Here is a 16,756-nt window from a genome sequence, read left to right as displayed (position 1 = left end):
AGCTTGTCGCTGCCCCTCAAATAGTTGACCGATTTTCTAGGAGAAGCGGATAATGCGCGTCATCACGCATTATGGCGGCGTAACGCCGGGAGATAGTCAGCATGAGCGTCGAATCCTTCACCCCCACCGCTTTGCAATTCACCCACGGTGCCGCGCACAAGGTGAAGAGCCTGGTCGATGAAGAGGGGAATGATCGCTTGAAGCTGCGCGTATTTGTTACGGGCGGCGGTTGTTCAGGTTTTCAGTACGGCTTCACCTTCGATGAAGAAGTGGCCGATGACGACACCATCGTCGAGCGCGAAGGTGTGAGTCTGGTCGTAGACCCAATGAGCTTCCAGTACCTGGCCGGTGCCGAGGTGGACTATCAGGAAGGTCTGGAAGGTTCGCGTTTCGTGATCAAGAACCCGAACGCCAGCACTACTTGTGGCTGCGGCTCTTCGTTCTCGATCTGATCGCGCTTCACCGCATTATCAAGCGCCGCATGGCTTCAGGGCTTTGCGGCGTTTTGCTGTGTGGGATTTGATCTGGGATAGTCAGGCCGGGTAGATGGCGCCGAGTACGCGCAGGCCGCGGGCGCCGGTGACGCTCGGGCGATTGGCCGCGATGCCTTCCAGGCAGCAATGGGCCAGCCAGGCGAAGGCCATGGCTTCGACCCAATCCGGGTCCACGCCGTAAGCGGCGGTGCTGCTGACCGTCGCGTTCGGCAGCAGGCTGGCCAAGCGCTTCATCAGTGTGGCGTTGTGTGCGCCGCCACCGCAGACAAGCAGTTCCTGAGTATCCGATTGGGCGTGCTGCAGTGACTCGACGATGGTCAGTGCGGTCAGCTCAAGCAGAGTTGCTTGCACGTTTCCAGCGGCGAAGGGTGGCAGTTTTGATAGATGCTGTGTCAGCCATGGCAGGTTGAACACTTCGCGGCCGGTGCTTTTCGGGCCTTTGGTGACGAAGAAAGGATCACTCAGCAATTCATTCAGCAGAACCGGTTCAACCTTGCCGCTGGCAGCCCATTGGCCGTCGCTATCAAAGTTGTCGCCGCGCTGCTGATGAATCCAGGCATCCAGCAGGACGTTCCCCGGGCCGCAGTCGAAACCGGCGACAGGTTTGCCGGGCTCGATCAGGCTGAGGTTGCTGAATCCGCCAACGTTCAATACCGCGCGATTGCCGGCACGTTCTTCAAACAAGGCTTCGTGAAAGGCTGGAACCAGAGGTGCGCCTTGCCCGCCAGCAGCAACATCACGGCTGCGGAAGTCGCTGACCACGGTGATTCCGGTCAACTCGGTCAGCAGCGCAGGGTTGCCGATTTGCACCGTGAAGCCGCGTGTCGGTTCATGGCGAATGGTCTGGCCGTGGCTGCCAATCGCGCGAATGTCTTCGGGCTTCAGGTTGTGCTGGTGGAGGAGGGTGTTAATGCCCTGCGCTGCCAGTTTCACCCAGTTTTGCTGGGCGATGGCGGAACGGGCAATCTCGTCCGGGCCGCTGGCGCACAAGCCAAGCAACTCGGCGCGCAGGGAATCAGGCATTGGGGTGTAGTGCGTGGCGATCAGGTTGATCACCGGGGCCAGCTCGATCAGCGCAATGTCCAGGCCATCGAGGCTGGTCCCGGACATCACACCTATATAGAGCGTCATGAATTAGCGCTTCGAAGCCAGCATGGTGGCTTTCTCTTGGTCCATGCGGGCCATTAACGGCTGGCTCTGCGCGAGGAAGCGTGCGCGTTCCGCTTTGGAGATTGGGTCAGCCATCGCAACCTTCTGGCCCAGTGGGTCGACGTGCACGCCATTGACCTGGAACTCGTAGTGCAAGTGCGGGCCGGTGGAGAGGCCGGTAGTGCCGATGTAGCCGATCACTTGGCCTTGTTTGACGGTGCCGCCTGTCTGCACGCCTTTGGCAAAGCCTTGCATGTGGCCGTACAGCGTACGGTAGGTATTGCCATGCTGAATGATCACGGTATTGCCGTAGCCGCCGCGGCGACCTGCCAGCAACACCTTGCCGTCACCGGCCGCTTTGATCGGCGTGCCGCGTGGTGCTGCGTAATCCACGCCTTTGTGGGCGCGGATCTTGTTCAGGATCGGGTGCTTGCGGCCCATGGAGAACTTCGAACTGATGCGGGCGAAGTCGACCGGAGTGCGGATAAACGCCTTGCGCATGCTGTTGCCATCAGCGGTGTAGTAGCTGCTGTTGCCTTGCTTGTTGGTGTAACGCACGGCGGTGTAGGTCTTGCCGCGGCTGGTGAACCGTGCCGAAAGGATCGGGCCGTTGCCGACAGCCTTGCCGTTGACGACCTTCTGCTCATAGATCACATCGAACTCGTCGCCCTGGCGAATATCCTGGGCAAAGTCGACGTCATAGCCAAACACACTGGCCATGTCCATGGTCAGGCTGTGGGACAGGCCGGCACGCGCGGCAGACTGCGACAGCGAGCTGTTGATCACGCCATGCGCGTAGGCGGAGCGCACGGTAGGCTTGGCGGTCATGCGGTTGAACGTGTAACCCTTGTCATTCTTGGTCAGGCTGATGCTTTCGAGGTCGCTGACCTTGCTGTGCAAGTTGGTCAACTGGCCATCGGGGGTCAGTTCGAATTCGAGTTTCTGGCCGTGTTTGAGTTGACTGAATTGCTTGGCCTGCTTATCACTGGCCAGTACTTCATGCACGGCGGTGGCTGGAAGGCCGACTTTCGCGAATAGGGTGGAAAGGGTATCGCCTTTGGAAACGATCACTTCCCTGTGGCCTGGTGCCTTCTTTTCTTCGACGACAGGCGCCGGCGCCGGTGCCGGCGCAGCCTGGGCGGTTTCCTGAGGTTCTTCTGCGTTGTTTTCGATCTGCGCAAAAGGGGAGGCTGCCGGCTCATTTGTGGCTTGAACGGCTTCAGCAGCGTCTTGATCTTGTGTCAGTTGTTCAGCAGGGCTTTCCAGTTCAAGACTCAGGGTCGTCTTTTTGGCTTCTACATCACTGGAAGGGAATACCAGAAGCGCCAGGCTCAGAAGAGCGGCGATACCACTTGCTGCGAGCAGGTGGGTCTTCGGGTAAAGCGGTGGCGCTTTAGACGATTCTTTGGTCATAGGTAATTTTTGACTTTGAAAAAGATGAATTGGAAAAGATGAATGACATGATGAAGATGAAATAACTGTATAAAATATAACCAAATCATCTCTGAAGCAAGTCCGTGGTCACTCTGCCAGTGGATTGGCGTCATTGCGCCGGCCAAACTTTGTATTTGACGCGTGATCTTGTATGGTTGGTTCCCTTTGAATTCGAGCCTTGCGGGTCTGTTATGAAGTCGGTTGAAGAGCAGCTAGCGCTGATCAAACGTGGTGCGGAAGAACTGTTGGTCGAGTCCGAGCTGATCGAAAAGCTCAAGCGTGGACAGCCGCTGCGTATTAAGGCCGGCTTCGATCCGACCGCGCCGGATTTGCACCTGGGTCATACCGTGCTTATTAATAAGCTGCGCCAGTTCCAGGAACTGGGTCATCAGGTGATCTTCCTTATAGGTGACTTCACCGGGATGATCGGTGACCCGAGCGGCAAGAGCGCGACACGTCCTCCGCTCACCCGCGAGCAGGTTCTCGAGAATGCCGAGACCTACAAGACTCAAGTCTTCAAGATTCTTGATCCGGCCAAGACCGAAGTGGCGTTCAACTCCACTTGGATGGATCAGATGGGGCCGGCGGACTTCATTCGTCTGACTTCGCAGTACACCGTGGCTCGCATGCTTGAGCGCGACGACTTCGACAAGCGCTACACCACCAACCAGCCAATCGCTATTCACGAGTTCCTCTATCCGCTGGTTCAAGGGTATGACTCGGTCGCTTTGCGCGCGGATGTCGAGTTGGGCGGTACCGATCAGAAGTTCAACCTGCTGATGGGGCGTGAGCTGCAGCGCAGTTATGGTCAAGAGGCTCAATGCATCCTGACTATGCCGCTGCTCGAAGGTCTGGATGGCGTGAAGAAGATGTCCAAGTCCTTGGGCAACTACGTCGGTATCCAGGAAGCGCCGGGTGTCATGTACGGCAAGCTGGTCTCTATTCCGGATGCGCTGATGTGGCGCTACTTTGAGTTGCTCAGTTTCCGCTCCATGGATGAGATCAATGCATTCCGTGCCGATGTCGAGGCGGGTGCCAATCCGCGTGATATCAAGATCAAGCTGGCCGAAGAGATTGTCGCGCGTTTCCATGGTGAAGAGGCTGCGGCCAATGCTCACCGTGCGGCGGGCAACCGTATGAAGGAAGGCGAGCTGCCGGACGATCTGCCAGAAATCGAATTGACCGCGACTGAAGACATGCCGATCGCTGCTGTCCTTAATAAGGCGGGTCTCGTCAAGAACTCGGCTGTCGCTCGAGACCTGCTGGGTTCCGGTGGTGTGCGTATAGATGGTGAGGTTGTCGATCGCACCTTTATATACGTACTGGGCGCGACCCATGTTTGCCAGGCAGGAAAGAAGGCATTTGCGCGTATTACGCTCAAATCCGAATAAAGCTGAAATTAGGGGTTGACGGCAGATTCTGGAAGTCTATAATTCGCCCCACTTCCGGCGCAGTCGAAACGGAAAACTCCTTGGTAAACAAAGAGTTACGCAGTTTTCGGCAGCGAGTTGCTTCAGGTCATCGAAGCCCAGAAGGAGTTGATCAGGCAGGGTTGTAGGGCTTGATTGACGGTTCGATCTTCTCGGTCGAAAGCGGAGAAAAAGAGGTGTTGACAGCAGCGAGTAACGCTGTAGAATTCGCCTCCCGCTAACGAGAGATCGGAAGCGCAAGTGGTTGAAGTTGCAAAAGAAACTTTGAAAACTTCTGAAAATAACCGCTTGACAGCAACAGAGGCTGCTGTAGAATGCGCGCCTCGGTTGAGACGAAAGATCTTAACCAACCGCTCTTTAACAACTGAATCAAGCAATTCGTGTGGGTGCTTGTGGAGTCAGACTGATAGTCAACAAGATTATCAGCATCACAAGTTACTCCGCGAGAAATCAAAGATGTAACCAACGATTGCTGAGCCAAGTTTAGGGTTTCTTAAAAACCCAAAGATGTTTGAACTGAAGAGTTTGATCATGGCTCAGATTGAACGCTGGCGGCAGGCCTAACACATGCAAGTCGAGCGGCAGCACGGGTACTTGTACCTGGTGGCGAGCGGCGGACGGGTGAGTAATGCCTAGGAATCTGCCTGGTAGTGGGGGATAACGCTCGGAAACGGACGCTAATACCGCATACGTCCTACGGGAGAAAGCAGGGGACCTTCGGGCCTTGCGCTATCAGATGAGCCTAGGTCGGATTAGCTAGTTGGTGAGGTAATGGCTCACCAAGGCGACGATCCGTAACTGGTCTGAGAGGATGATCAGTCACACTGGAACTGAGACACGGTCCAGACTCCTACGGGAGGCAGCAGTGGGGAATATTGGACAATGGGCGAAAGCCTGATCCAGCCATGCCGCGTGTGTGAAGAAGGTCTTCGGATTGTAAAGCACTTTAAGTTGGGAGGAAGGGCAGTAAATTAATACTTTGCTGTTTTGACGTTACCGACAGAATAAGCACCGGCTAACTCTGTGCCAGCAGCCGCGGTAATACAGAGGGTGCAAGCGTTAATCGGAATTACTGGGCGTAAAGCGCGCGTAGGTGGTTTGTTAAGTTGGATGTGAAATCCCCGGGCTCAACCTGGGAACTGCATTCAAAACTGACAAGCTAGAGTATGGTAGAGGGTGGTGGAATTTCCTGTGTAGCGGTGAAATGCGTAGATATAGGAAGGAACACCAGTGGCGAAGGCGACCACCTGGACTGATACTGACACTGAGGTGCGAAAGCGTGGGGAGCAAACAGGATTAGATACCCTGGTAGTCCACGCCGTAAACGATGTCAACTAGCCGTTGGGAGCCTTGAGCTCTTAGTGGCGCAGCTAACGCATTAAGTTGACCGCCTGGGGAGTACGGCCGCAAGGTTAAAACTCAAATGAATTGACGGGGGCCCGCACAAGCGGTGGAGCATGTGGTTTAATTCGAAGCAACGCGAAGAACCTTACCAGGCCTTGACATCCAATGAACTTTCCAGAGATGGATTGGTGCCTTCGGGAACATTGAGACAGGTGCTGCATGGCTGTCGTCAGCTCGTGTCGTGAGATGTTGGGTTAAGTCCCGTAACGAGCGCAACCCTTGTCCTTAGTTACCAGCACGTAATGGTGGGCACTCTAAGGAGACTGCCGGTGACAAACCGGAGGAAGGTGGGGATGACGTCAAGTCATCATGGCCCTTACGGCCTGGGCTACACACGTGCTACAATGGTCGGTACAGAGGGTTGCCAAGCCGCGAGGTGGAGCTAATCCCAGAAAACCGATCGTAGTCCGGATCGCAGTCTGCAACTCGACTGCGTGAAGTCGGAATCGCTAGTAATCGCGAATCAGAATGTCGCGGTGAATACGTTCCCGGGCCTTGTACACACCGCCCGTCACACCATGGGAGTGGGTTGCACCAGAAGTAGCTAGTCTAACCTTCGGGAGGACGGTTACCACGGTGTGATTCATGACTGGGGTGAAGTCGTAACAAGGTAGCCGTAGGGGAACCTGCGGCTGGATCACCTCCTTAATCGACGACATCAGCTGCTCCATAAGTTCCCACACGAATTGCTTGATTCATTGAAGAAGACGATAGAAGCAGCTTTAAGCTCCAAGCTGATAGCTCACCGCTAACAGTTACGCGCTCGAAATTGGGTCTGTAGCTCAGTTGGTTAGAGCGCACCCCTGATAAGGGTGAGGTCGGCAGTTCGAATCTGCCCAGACCCACCAATTTTGTATGGGGCCATAGCTCAGCTGGGAGAGCGCCTGCCTTGCACGCAGGAGGTCAACGGTTCGATCCCGTTTGGCTCCACCATTAACTGCTTCTGCTGTTAGAGTTTAGAAATGAATATTCTGAAGTGAATATTGATTTCTAGTCTTTGATTAGATCGTTCTTTAAAAATTTGGGTATGTGATAGAAAGATAGACTGGACGTTACTTTCACTGGTAACGGATCAGGCTAAGGTAAAATTTGTGAGTTGCTCTTAATTGAGTATTATCGAATTTTCGGCGAATGTCGTCTTCACAGTATAACCAGATTGCTTGGGGTTATATGGTCAAGTGAAGAAGCGCATACGGTGGATGCCTTGGCAGTCAGAGGCGATGAAAGACGTGGTAGCCTGCGAAAAGCTTCGGGGAGTCGGCAAACAGACTTTGATCCGGAGATGTCTGAATGGGGGAACCCAGCCATCATAAGATGGTTATCTTAAGCTGAATACATAGGCTTAAGAGGCGAACCAGGGGAACTGAAACATCTAAGTACCCTGAGGAAAAGAAATCAACCGAGATTCCCTTAGTAGTGGCGAGCGAACGGGGACTAGCCCTTAAGTGGCTTTGAGATTAGCGGAACGCTCTGGAAAGTGCGGCCATAGTGGGTGATAGCCCTGTACGCGAAAATCTCTTAGTCATGAAATCGAGTAGGACGGAGCACGAGAAACTTTGTCTGAATATGGGGGGACCATCCTCCAAGGCTAAATACTACTGACTGACCGATAGTGAACTAGTACCGTGAGGGAAAGGCGAAAAGAACCCCGGAGAGGGGAGTGAAATAGATCCTGAAACCGTATGCGTACAAGCAGTGGGAGCCCACTTTGTTGGGTGACTGCGTACCTTTTGTATAATGGGTCAGCGACTTATTTTCAGTGGCGAGCTTAACCGAATAGGGGAGGCGTAGCGAAAGCGAGTCTTAATAGGGCGTCTAGTCGCTGGGAATAGACCCGAAACCGGGCGATCTATCCATGGGCAGGTTGAAGGTTGGGTAACACTAACTGGAGGACCGAACCGACTACCGTTGAAAAGTTAGCGGATGACCTGTGGATCGGAGTGAAAGGCTAATCAAGCTCGGAGATAGCTGGTTCTCCTCGAAAGCTATTTAGGTAGCGCCTCATGTATCACTGTAGGGGGTAGAGCACTGTTTCGGCTAGGGGGTCATCCCGACTTACCAAACCGATGCAAACTCCGAATACCTACAAGTGCCGAGCATGGGAGACACACGGCGGGTGCTAACGTCCGTCGTGAAAAGGGAAACAACCCAGACCGTCAGCTAAGGTCCCAAAGTTATGGTTAAGTGGGAAACGATGTGGGAAGGCTTAGACAGCTAGGAGGTTGGCTTAGAAGCAGCCACCCTTTAAAGAAAGCGTAATAGCTCACTAGTCGAGTCGGCCTGCGCGGAAGATGTAACGGGGCTCAAACCATACACCGAAGCTACGGGTATCACTTAGGTGATGCGGTAGAGGAGCGTTCTGTAAGCCTGTGAAGGTGAGTTGAGAAGCTTGCTGGAGGTATCAGAAGTGCGAATGCTGACATGAGTAACGACAATGGGTGTGAAAAACACCCACGCCGAAAGACCAAGGTTTCCTGCGCAACGTTAATCGACGCAGGGTTAGTCGGTCCCTAAGGCGAGGCTGAAAAGCGTAGTCGATGGAAAACAGGTTAATATTCCTGTACTTCTGGTTATTGCGATGGAGGGACGGAGAAGGCTAGGCCAGCTTGGCGTTGGTTGTCCAAGTTTAAGGTGGTAGGCTGGAATCTTAGGTAAATCCGGGATTCTAAGGCCGAGAGCTGATGACGAGTTACCCTTTGGGTGACGAAGTGGTTGATGCCATGCTTCCAAGAAAAGCTTCTAAGCTTCAGGTAACCAGGAACCGTACCCCAAACCGACACAGGTGGTTGGGTAGAGAATACCAAGGCGCTTGAGAGAACTCGGGTGAAGGAACTAGGCAAAATGGCACCGTAACTTCGGGAGAAGGTGCGCCGGTGAGGGTGAAGCATTTACTGCGTAAGCCCATGCCGGTCGAAGATACCAGGCCGCTGCGACTGTTTATTAAAAACACAGCACTCTGCAAACACGAAAGTGGACGTATAGGGTGTGACGCCTGCCCGGTGCCGGAAGGTTAATTGATGGGGTTAGCTAACGCGAAGCTCTTGATCGAAGCCCCGGTAAACGGCGGCCGTAACTATAACGGTCCTAAGGTAGCGAAATTCCTTGTCGGGTAAGTTCCGACCTGCACGAATGGCGTAACGATGGCGGCGCTGTCTCCACCCGAGACTCAGTGAAATTGAAATCGCTGTGAAGATGCAGTGTATCCGCGGCTAGACGGAAAGACCCCGTGAACCTTTACTATAGCTTTGCACTGGACTTTGAATTTGCTTGTGTAGGATAGGTGGGAGGCTTTGAAGCGTGGACGCCAGTTCGCGTGGAGCCAACCTTGAAATACCACCCTGGCAACTTTGAGGTTCTAACTCAGGTCCGTTATCCGGATCGAGGACAGTGTATGGTGGGTAGTTTGACTGGGGCGGTCTCCTCCTAAAGAGTAACGGAGGAGTACGAAGGTGCGCTCAGACCGGTCGGAAATCGGTCGTAGAGTATAAAGGCAAAAGCGCGCTTGACTGCGAGACAGACACGTCGAGCAGGTACGAAAGTAGGTCTTAGTGATCCGGTGGTTCTGTATGGAAGGGCCATCGCTCAACGGATAAAAGGTACTCCGGGGATAACAGGCTGATACCGCCCAAGAGTTCATATCGACGGCGGTGTTTGGCACCTCGATGTCGGCTCATCACATCCTGGGGCTGAAGCCGGTCCCAAGGGTATGGCTGTTCGCCATTTAAAGTGGTACGCGAGCTGGGTTTAGAACGTCGTGAGACAGTTCGGTCCCTATCTGCCGTGGACGTTTGAGATTTGAGAGGGGCTGCTCCTAGTACGAGAGGACCGGAGTGGACGAACCTCTGGTGTTCCGGTTGTCACGCCAGTGGCATTGCCGGGTAGCTATGTTCGGAATAGATAACCGCTGAAAGCATCTAAGCGGGAAACTAGCCTCAAGATGAGATCTCACTGGGACCTTGAGTCCCCTGAAGGGCCGTCGAAGACTACGACGTTGATAGGTTGGGTGTGTAAGCGCTGTGAGGCGTTGAGCTAACCAATACTAATTGCCCGTGAGGCTTGACCATATAACACCCAAGCAATTTGTGCGTAAAAGCCAGATTGCGGTGTGTGAAGACGAAACGAACCGAAAGTTCGAGATACTCACAAAACACCAAACTATCGCATACCCATTCGCTGGAGCGTGATCTCGCAAGAGAGAACGACCCGGCTACCGAATTTCTTGACGACCATAGAGCATTGGAACCACCTGATCCCATCCCGAACTCAGCAGTGAAACGATGCATCGCCGATGGTAGTGTGGGGTTTCCCCATGTGAGAGTAGGTCATCGTCAAGATTAAATTCCGAAACCCCAATTGCGAAAGCAGTTGGGGTTTTGTTTTGTCCGCAGGAAAGTACTGGCTCTCGGGTTTTCTATGCAACAGCCCGGGGCATGGCTATCATGCGGGCCTCATTGTGAGGCGAGACTTGCATGCTGACGTTGTTAAAGCTTCTTAAGGATGGCAAGTTCCATTCGGGTCAGGCCTTGGGCGTAGCCTTGGGTATCAGTCGTAGTGCGGTATGGAAGCAGCTTCAGCATTTAGAGGCTGAGCTCGGCTTGTCCATCCACAAGGTGCGCGGTCGCGGCTATCAAATGGCTGCGCCATTGATGCTGCTTGATCCTGCCGACATAAAAGAGCAGGCGCCCTCTTGTGACTGGCCTATTCTGGTCTTCGACTCAATTGACTCCACTAACGCCGAAGCCTTGCGCGCAATTGGACGTGGCCAGGCTGCGCCATTTTTGGTGCTCTCCGAGCGGCAGACTGCGGGGCGCGGCCGTCGTGGTCGCAATTGGGCCAGTCCTTTCGCGGAAAACATCTACTACAGCCTCGTATTGCGTATCGAAGGTGGAATGCGTCAGCTCGAGGGCTTGAGCCTTGTGGTTGGGCTTGCTGTCATGCAGGCTTTGCGAGATCTCGGTATTCCGGGCGCGGGCTTGAAGTGGCCCAACGATGTTTTGGTTGGCCAGAAAAAGATTGCCGGAATATTGCTCGAATTGGTGGGGGATCCTGCTGATGTGTGTCACGTGGTGCTGGGCGTTGGAATTAATGTGAACATGCAGGCGACCGATGAGATTGATCAGCAATGGACATCCATGCGGCTGGAGTCGGGCAGGGTATTTGATCGCAATCGCCTCGTCGCGCAATTAGGGTTAATGCTTCAGAAGTACCTGGCTCGTCATCAGATCGATGGGTTTTCCGCTATCCAGCGGGAATGGGAGCAGAACCATCTTTGGCAGGGGCGGGCAGTCTCATTGATTGCTGGTGTTAACCAGATAGATGGTGAGGTGTTGGGTATCGACAGTCAGGGTGCCTTGCGCTTGAAGGTAAATGGTGTGGAAAAAGTCTTTAGTGGTGGTGAGCTCAGCTTGAGGTTGCGTGATGATTCTTGAGCTCGACTGCGGAAACAGTTTTATAAAGTGGCGCGTTCTCCATGCGGATGCCGAGCGGGTGTTTGGTGAGGGTGTGGTGGATTCAGATCTCGCCTTGCTGGAAAGCCTGAATGGGCTTGAAGGGCTGGCTCTCAAGCAGTGTCGGTTGGTCAGTGTCAGAACGACCGAAGAAACCGGCGCGTTGACTTCTCTGCTGACGCAAGCGTTCTCTGTGTCCGCCATATGCGCTGCTCCGGCGCGCGAAGTGGCTGGCGTACGAAATGGTTACGAGGAGTTCGAGCGGTTGGGGCTTGATCGCTGGCTCGCGATGCTTGGTGGATTTCACCTGGCCGCAGGAGCGTGCCTGGTGCTCGATTTTGGTACCGCTGTGACTGCTGATTTCATTGCGGGGGATGGGGAGCATCTTGGTGGGTTTATTTGTCCTGGGATGCCTTTGATGCGCAACCAGTTGCGAACCCATACCCGCAAGATTCGCTACGGCGATATTGCTGCCGAGCGCGCCCTGGAAAGCCTTGTGCCTGGCCGCACAACTGTCGAGGCGGTTGAGCGAGGGTGTTCGCTTATGCTGAGGGGCTTCGTCCTGACTCAGCTGGAAATGGCGCGTAGTTATTGGGGGGGGGATTTTGCTGTATTCCTCACGGGAGGTGATGCGGCACTCGTCTCTGAAATTGTGCCCGATGCCAGGCTGGTTCCGGACCTGGTGTTTGTAGGTTTGGCAATGGCATGTCCTTTGTCTTGAGGTTTTTATGCGTTGGTTGTTTCTGCTGCTTCTTGTTCTCAATGTCTTCTATTACATCTGGCATCAACAAGAAGCTCCGCTGCGTGCGAAAGACGTCACGCCATTAAGTTTGTATCGAGGATCGCAGCAGGATATCCGCTTGCTGAGCGAGACGACTGATGCGGCTCGTGAGAAAGGAAAGTCAGCGTCGACGGACAGTGGGTGCCTCTATTTGGGTGGCTTTACTCGTCAGGAGATCGCGCTGGCAGCTGAGCGGCGATTGAGCGGGATGGATATCAAATTTCAGTCTTTGCCAAAAGACTCCTCTGATTCTGCTGGTTACTGGGTCCGTGTAGCGCCCGAAAGCCGGCGTTTAGTGGATGATCTTCAGCTGCTAAACCTTTCCAGAGAATTCAATGAGTTAAAACATAAAATAATGCCGTGCGAGGGGGTTGCGCCTGCGGAATAGTTTGCATAGAATGGCGCCCGCTTCGCAGTGAAGACCTTTAAGGGTCAACGGTGCAAAGCGGTGTCAACGCAGCTAACCTCAGGTTTTTAATGAGAAAATGCTTGACAGAAGGTCGGCATGATATAGAATGCCGGCTCGCTTAGGAGGGGTTCCCGAGCGGCCAAAGGGATCAGACTGTAAATCTGACGTCTACGACTTCGAAGGTTCGAATCCTTCCCCCTCCACCATTTTTAGCGAGAGCTGCAAGCTCCGCGGGTATAGTTTAGTGGTAGAACCTCAGCCTTCCAAGCTGATGATGCGGGTTCGATTCCCGCTACCCGCTCCAAGTTTGCAGATCCTGCAAAGTGTTACGCTCTTGTAGCTCAGTTGGTAGAGCACACCCTTGGTAAGGGTGAGGTCGGCGGTTCAAATCCGCTCAAGAGCTCCATATAACAAGGCAGATATGAAAATATCTGCCTTTGTTTTAATGGTTGCGGTCGCATCTTGTTGTTTTTGCTGGGTGATCGTGCGGGTGGTTTTGGTGATGAAGTCAAGGCTGCCGAGTAAATTGTTGTAATGTCTTTTTCGGGTCGGCATAATGGTCGGCCTGATTTTGTTTTAGGTCAGTAGCTCAATTGGCAGAGCGACGGTCTCCAAAACCGTAGGTTGGGGGTTCGATTCCCTCCTGACCTGCCAGATTCACTAGGTGTGTCTGGCTTTCTTTTCACAGGATCTTCATAGATGACTCCTAAAGCTGAAGCTCAAGGCTCTCGCTTCGATCTGCTCAAGTGGCTTGTAGTAGTCGCCTTGGTGATTGTTGGCGTTGTTGGCAACCAGTATTATTCTGCTTCGCCAATCCTGTACCGCGTACTTGCATTGCTCGCCATTGCTGCTGTAGCTGCCTTTGTAGGTCTGCAGACAGTCAAGGGCAAGTCTTTCTTTGTATTGGTTAAGGAAGCTCGCACCGAAATTCGTAAAGTCGTATGGCCAACTCGCCAAGAAACCACGCAGACCACGCTGATTGTTGTGGCTGTTGTTCTGGTTATGGCGTTGCTGTTGTGGGGGCTTGATTCCCTGCTCGGCTGGCTTGTTTCCTTGATTGTCGGCTAAGGGTGTCCCGTGGCTAAGCGTTGGTACGTTGTGCATGCTTACTCCGGTTACGAGAAGCATGTCATGCGCTCGTTGGTTGAGCGCGTAAAGCTGGCTGGCATGGAAGATGGCTTTGGCGAAATTCTGGTTCCCACTGAAGAAGTGGTTGAAATGCGTAATGGCCAGAAACGCAAAAGCGAGCGCAAGTTCTTCCCAGGTTATGTGCTGGTTCAGATGGATATGAATGAGGGTACTTGGCACTTGGTCAAGGATACTCCTCGGGTGATGGGTTTCATCGGCGGTACCGCTGATAAGCCTGCACCGATCACAGATAAAGAGGCAGAAGCGATTCTGCGTCGCGTTGCTGATGGTAGCGACAAGCCGAAGCCGAAGACGTTGTTCGAGCCGGGTGAGTCGGTGCGTGTCAATGACGGTCCGTTTGCCGATTTCACTGGCACGGTCGAAGAGGTTAACTACGAAAAGAGCCGGATCCAAGTGGCGGTGCTCATTTTCGGTCGCTCTACTCCGGTAGAGTTAGAGTTCAGTCAGGTCGAAAAGGTCTAGCTGAACAAGTATCCCAACCCCGCAGCCTAGGCTGTGGGGTTTTGTCGTCACTGGGATAAACGCGCAAGTAACCGGGGAGCCTTTCGAGGCGTTCGAACCCGTAATTGGAGTGCCTCATGGCCAAGAAGATTACCGCTTACATCAAGCTGCAAGTGAAGGCCGCTCAGGCTAACCCAAGCCCACCTGTTGGTCCTGCTTTGGGTCAGCACGGCGTGAACATCATGGAATTCTGCAAGGCTTTCAACGCCCGTACTCAGGGTATTGAACCAGGTCTGCCGACTCCAGTGATCATCACTGTCTACAGCGACCGTAGCTTCACTTTCGAAACCAAATCCACCCCTGCTTCGGTTCTGCTGAAGAAGGCTGCCGGTCTGACTAGCGGTTCCGCTCGTCCGAACACCGTTAAGGTTGGCACTGTGACCCGTGCTCAGCTGGAAGAAATCGCGAAAACCAAAAACGCGGATCTGACTGCAGCTGATATGGACGCAGCCGTGCGTACTATCGCCGGTTCTGCTCGTAGCATGGGCCTTAACGTGGAGGGTGTGTAATGGCTAAGTTGACCAAGCGTCAAAAGGCTATCGCCGGCAAAATCGAAGCAGGCAAGTCCTACAACTTTGTAGACGCTGCTGCTCTGCTGGCTGAGCTGTCGACTGTGAAATTCAGCGAGTCGTTCGACGTTGCTGTAAACCTTGGCGTTGACCCGCGTAAATCTGACCAGGTTGTTCGTAGCGCTACTGTGCTGCCACACGGCACTGGCAAGACTGTTCGCGTAGCTGTGTTCACTCAGGGTCCAGCTGCTGAGGCCGCTTTGGCTGCCGGCGCTGACCGTGTAGGTATGGACGACCTGGCTGCCGAAATGAAAGGCGGCGACCTGAACTATGACGTAGTTATCGCATCCCCGGATGCCATGCGCGTTGTTGGTCAGTTGGGTCAGATCCTGGGCCCGCGCGGCCTGATGCCTAACCCTAAAGTCGGCACTGTAACCCCAGACGTAGCTACCGCGGTTAAAAACGCCAAGGCTGGTCAGGTTCGTTATCGCACCGACAAAAACGGCATCATTCACACCTCCGTTGGCAAAGTCGGCTTTGATGCCGTCAAGCTGAAGGAAAACGTTGAAGCCCTGATCGCTGATCTGAAGCGTATCAAGCCTGCTTCCTCGAAAGGTATTTACGTCAAGCGCGTTACCCTGAGCACCACCATGGGTCCAGGTCTGGTCATCGACCAAGGCTCGCTCGACGCGTAAGACAATGGTTGGCGCAAGCGATTGCGCCAATTGAAAGATTGGGGTCCCTGCCTGGCGGGGGCTATCCAAGACCGTAGGCGACGCAAGTCTTAAACCTCAAGCCTACGCAGATGGTGCTCCCGGTTCCTTACCGAATCAGACACCAAAACGACATCTGGCCTCGGTTGGATGAAACGGTAACAAGCAGGAGTTTTTCCCGTGGCAATTAAACTTGAAGACAAGAAGGCCATCGTCGCTGAAGTCAACAAGGCTGCCCAAGTTGCTCTGTCCGCTGTCGTGGCTGATGCCCGTGGCGTAACAGTAGGCGCTATGACCGGACTCCGTAAAGAGGCTCGTGAAGCTGGCGTTTACGTACGTGTTGTACGTAACACCCTGCTCAAGCGCGCCGTTGCTGGCACTCAATATGACGTGCTCAACGACGTGTTCACTGGCCCGACCTTGATTGCATTCTCCAAAGAACATCCGGGCGCTGCTGCCCGTATCTTCAAAGAGTTCGCAAAAGGTCAGGATAAGTTCGAGATCAAGGCAGCTGCGTTCGAGGGCAAGTTCCTCGCAGCTAATCAGATCGACGTACTGGCAAGCCTGCCGACCCGTGACGAAGCAATTTCTCAGCTGATGAGCGTGATTCAAGGCGCAACCAGCAAATTGGCTCGTACTCTGGCGGCTCTTCGCGACCAGAAAGAAGCAGCTGCAGCCTAAGGCTGAGCGACTCCTTTCAGCGTTTATTGTTTATTTCGATGGCCGCGTAGGCTGTCACCCCAATACAGGAATTTATAGTCATGTCTCTGACTAACGACCAAATCATCGAAGCAATCGGCGAAAAATCCGTTCTGGAAATCGTTGAGCTGATCAAGGCCATGGAAGAGAAGTTCGGCGTATCCGCTGCCGCTGCTTCCGCTGGTCCAGCTGCTGTCGCTGCTGTTGTTGAAGAACAAACTGAATTCAACGTCATGCTGCTGGAAGCTGGCGAGAAGAAAGTTAACGTGATCAAGGCAGTACGTGAACTGACCGGTCTGGGCTTGAAAGAAGCCAAGGCTGTAGTTGACGGCGCTCCTGGCATGGTTCTGGAAGCTGTTTCGAAAGACGCAGCTGACAAAGCCAAAGCCACTCTGGAAGAAGCAGGCGCTAAAGTCGAGCTGAAGTAAGCATCGACTTTGCTCCTCCAGCCCGAGCGTTAAGCGAAAGGCTGATGGCTGGTGGCTCTTGCCACCGGCCTTTTTCCGTTATTGGCAGCCGACTGGGTCGGTGCTGGTAACGAGCTGTAACCACCCGATGCGGTGGCGCAAACCATGGGGTTTGCACGATTTTCTGGCTGCTCCCGTCGGGAGGGGCCAAACAAGCAGGTGACCAAGCT

At 53.9% G+C, this 16,756-nt stretch carries 14 protein-coding genes, 6 tRNA genes and 3 rRNA genes; 20 read left to right on the top strand and 3 right to left on the bottom strand.

All coding sequences use genetic code 11. The annotated features are described in order from the left end of the window. Positions 1-101 precede the first annotated feature (101 nt). Positions 102-452, top strand: coding sequence for an iron-sulfur cluster insertion protein ErpA (gene erpA / locus ACYZTY_RS25610; protein ID WP_007947969.1), 351 nt, complete (start codon positions 102-104; stop codon positions 450-452). An 81-nt stretch (positions 453-533) separates the two neighbouring features. On the opposite strand, the gene ACYZTY_RS25605 is transcribed toward erpA, so the two are convergent. Continuing rightward, positions 534-1,625, bottom strand: coding sequence for an anhydro-N-acetylmuramic acid kinase (locus ACYZTY_RS25605; RefSeq protein ID WP_461955954.1), 1,092 nt, complete (start codon positions 1,623-1,625; stop codon positions 534-536). A 3-nt stretch (positions 1,626-1,628) separates the two neighbouring features. Continuing rightward, entirely contained in the window at positions 1,629-3,056 is a 1,428-nt protein-coding gene (locus tag ACYZTY_RS25600; RefSeq protein WP_461955953.1) for a peptidoglycan DD-metalloendopeptidase family protein, read from the bottom strand. A gap of 212 nt (positions 3,057-3,268) precedes the next feature. Between ACYZTY_RS25600 and tyrS the strand changes: the two genes are divergently transcribed. The 12 genes from tyrS (at position 3,269) to ACYZTY_RS25540 (ending at position 12,954) form a co-directional block, all read left to right on the top strand. Then, the gene (gene tyrS / locus ACYZTY_RS25595) at positions 3,269-4,468 is read left to right on the top strand and encodes a tyrosine--tRNA ligase (RefSeq protein ID WP_131061026.1); all 1,200 of its coding nucleotides are present in this window, start codon (positions 3,269-3,271) and stop codon (positions 4,466-4,468) included. A gap of 552 nt (positions 4,469-5,020) precedes the next feature. Further along, positions 5,021-6,559, top strand: a 16S ribosomal RNA gene (locus ACYZTY_RS25590). A 123-nt stretch (positions 6,560-6,682) separates the two neighbouring features. After that, a tRNA-Ile gene (locus tag ACYZTY_RS25585) sits at positions 6,683-6,759 on the top strand. A 9-nt stretch (positions 6,760-6,768) separates the two neighbouring features. Further along, positions 6,769-6,844 (top strand) — tRNA-Ala (locus ACYZTY_RS25580). Positions 6,845-7,083: 239 nt separating this feature from the next. After that, positions 7,084-9,975, top strand: a 23S ribosomal RNA gene (locus tag ACYZTY_RS25575). A gap of 154 nt (positions 9,976-10,129) precedes the next feature. Then, positions 10,130-10,245 (top strand): 5S ribosomal RNA (gene rrf / locus ACYZTY_RS25570). The 16S, 23S and 5S rRNA genes sit together here with 2 tRNA genes alongside, the layout of an rRNA operon. 135 nt (positions 10,246-10,380) lie before the next feature. Beyond that, on the top strand, positions 10,381-11,340 hold the full coding sequence (birA, locus tag ACYZTY_RS25565; RefSeq protein WP_461955952.1) for a bifunctional biotin--[acetyl-CoA-carboxylase] ligase/biotin operon repressor BirA: 960 nt from the start codon (positions 10,381-10,383) through the stop codon (positions 11,338-11,340). Then, positions 11,330-12,079, top strand: a complete 750-nt coding sequence (locus ACYZTY_RS25560; RefSeq protein ID WP_461955951.1) for a pantothenate kinase — start codon at positions 11,330-11,332, stop codon at positions 12,077-12,079. The genes birA and ACYZTY_RS25560 overlap by 11 nt, the downstream gene beginning before the upstream one ends. A 7-nt stretch (positions 12,080-12,086) precedes the next feature. Continuing rightward, a complete protein-coding gene (locus tag ACYZTY_RS25555) occupies positions 12,087-12,527 on the top strand; it encodes a hypothetical protein (protein WP_461955950.1) in 441 nt (146 codons plus the stop codon). 142 nt (positions 12,528-12,669) lie between these two features. Beyond that, positions 12,670-12,754 (top strand) — tRNA-Tyr (locus tag ACYZTY_RS25550). A 24-nt stretch (positions 12,755-12,778) separates the two neighbouring features. Next, a tRNA-Gly gene (locus ACYZTY_RS25545) sits at positions 12,779-12,852 on the top strand. 26 nt (positions 12,853-12,878) lie between these two features. Continuing rightward, positions 12,879-12,954 (top strand) — tRNA-Thr (locus ACYZTY_RS25540). Here ACYZTY_RS25540 and ACYZTY_RS25535 read toward each other — a convergent pair. After that, positions 12,933-13,103 (bottom strand): hypothetical protein, encoded by a 171-nt coding sequence (locus ACYZTY_RS25535; protein WP_461955949.1) that lies wholly within the window; start codon positions 13,101-13,103, stop codon positions 12,933-12,935. The two genes, ACYZTY_RS25540 and ACYZTY_RS25535, sit on opposite strands and share 22 nt — an antisense overlap. A gap of 23 nt (positions 13,104-13,126) precedes the next feature. Here ACYZTY_RS25535 and ACYZTY_RS25530 point away from each other — a divergent pair. The 7 genes from ACYZTY_RS25530 (at position 13,127) to rplL (ending at position 16,547) form a co-directional block, all read left to right on the top strand. Beyond that, a tRNA-Trp gene (locus tag ACYZTY_RS25530) sits at positions 13,127-13,202 on the top strand. 45 nt (positions 13,203-13,247) lie between these two features. Beyond that, complete coding sequence (gene secE, locus ACYZTY_RS25525) at positions 13,248-13,616, top strand: preprotein translocase subunit SecE (RefSeq protein WP_131062048.1); 369 nt, start codon at positions 13,248-13,250, stop codon at positions 13,614-13,616. Between the two features lie 9 nt (positions 13,617-13,625). After that, positions 13,626-14,159 (top strand): transcription termination/antitermination protein NusG, encoded by a 534-nt coding sequence (nusG, locus tag ACYZTY_RS25520; RefSeq protein ID WP_007896622.1) that lies wholly within the window; start codon positions 13,626-13,628, stop codon positions 14,157-14,159. 116 nt (positions 14,160-14,275) lie between these two features. Continuing rightward, positions 14,276-14,707: a 50S ribosomal protein L11 gene (gene rplK / locus ACYZTY_RS25515; RefSeq protein WP_003210097.1), complete on the top strand. Its 432-nt coding sequence runs from the start codon at positions 14,276-14,278 to the stop codon at positions 14,705-14,707. After that, positions 14,707-15,402, top strand: a complete 696-nt coding sequence (gene rplA, locus ACYZTY_RS25510; RefSeq protein WP_007896626.1) for a 50S ribosomal protein L1 — start codon at positions 14,707-14,709, stop codon at positions 15,400-15,402. The genes rplK and rplA overlap by 1 nt, the downstream gene beginning before the upstream one ends. Positions 15,403-15,600: 198 nt before the next feature. Beyond that, the gene (rplJ, locus tag ACYZTY_RS25505) at positions 15,601-16,101 is read left to right on the top strand and encodes a 50S ribosomal protein L10 (RefSeq protein ID WP_010467255.1); all 501 of its coding nucleotides are present in this window, start codon (positions 15,601-15,603) and stop codon (positions 16,099-16,101) included. Positions 16,102-16,181: 80 nt separating this feature from the next. Next, positions 16,182-16,547 carry a 50S ribosomal protein L7/L12 gene (gene rplL, locus ACYZTY_RS25500; RefSeq protein WP_010467258.1) on the top strand — a complete coding sequence of 122 codons (366 nt, stop codon included), beginning with the start codon at positions 16,182-16,184 and terminating at the stop codon, positions 16,545-16,547. Positions 16,548-16,756: the final 209 nt, after the last annotated feature.

Source organism: Pseudomonas sp. LB1P83, from assembly GCF_054897885.1.
This window is presented reverse-complemented; position numbering and strand designations above follow the sequence as displayed.

Bases quoted from the DNA above. Each gene is read 5' to 3' on its own strand.
- erpA (WP_007947969.1), top strand. From the start codon at position 102: ATGAGCGTCGAATCCTTCACCCCCACCGCTTTGCAATTCACCCACGGT.
- birA (WP_461955952.1), top strand. From the start codon at position 10,381: ATGCTGACGTTGTTAAAGCTTCTTAAGGATGGCAAGTTCCATTCGGGT.
- ACYZTY_RS25600 (WP_461955953.1), bottom strand. From the start codon at position 3,056: ATGACCAAAGAATCGTCTAAAGCGCCACCGCTTTACCCGAAGACCCAC.
- tyrS (WP_131061026.1), top strand. From the start codon at position 3,269: ATGAAGTCGGTTGAAGAGCAGCTAGCGCTGATCAAACGTGGTGCGGAA.
- rplA (WP_007896626.1), top strand. From the start codon at position 14,707: ATGGCTAAGTTGACCAAGCGTCAAAAGGCTATCGCCGGCAAAATCGAA.
- ACYZTY_RS25605 (WP_461955954.1), bottom strand. From the start codon at position 1,625: ATGACGCTCTATATAGGTGTGATGTCCGGGACCAGCCTCGATGGCCTG.
- rplK (WP_003210097.1), top strand. From the start codon at position 14,276: ATGGCCAAGAAGATTACCGCTTACATCAAGCTGCAAGTGAAGGCCGCT.
- rplL (WP_010467258.1), top strand. From the start codon at position 16,182: ATGTCTCTGACTAACGACCAAATCATCGAAGCAATCGGCGAAAAATCC.
- ACYZTY_RS25555 (WP_461955950.1), top strand. From the start codon at position 12,087: ATGCGTTGGTTGTTTCTGCTGCTTCTTGTTCTCAATGTCTTCTATTAC.
- secE (WP_131062048.1), top strand. From the start codon at position 13,248: ATGACTCCTAAAGCTGAAGCTCAAGGCTCTCGCTTCGATCTGCTCAAG.
- ACYZTY_RS25535 (WP_461955949.1), bottom strand. From the start codon at position 13,103: ATGCCGACCCGAAAAAGACATTACAACAATTTACTCGGCAGCCTTGAC.
- ACYZTY_RS25560 (WP_461955951.1), top strand. From the start codon at position 11,330: ATGATTCTTGAGCTCGACTGCGGAAACAGTTTTATAAAGTGGCGCGTT.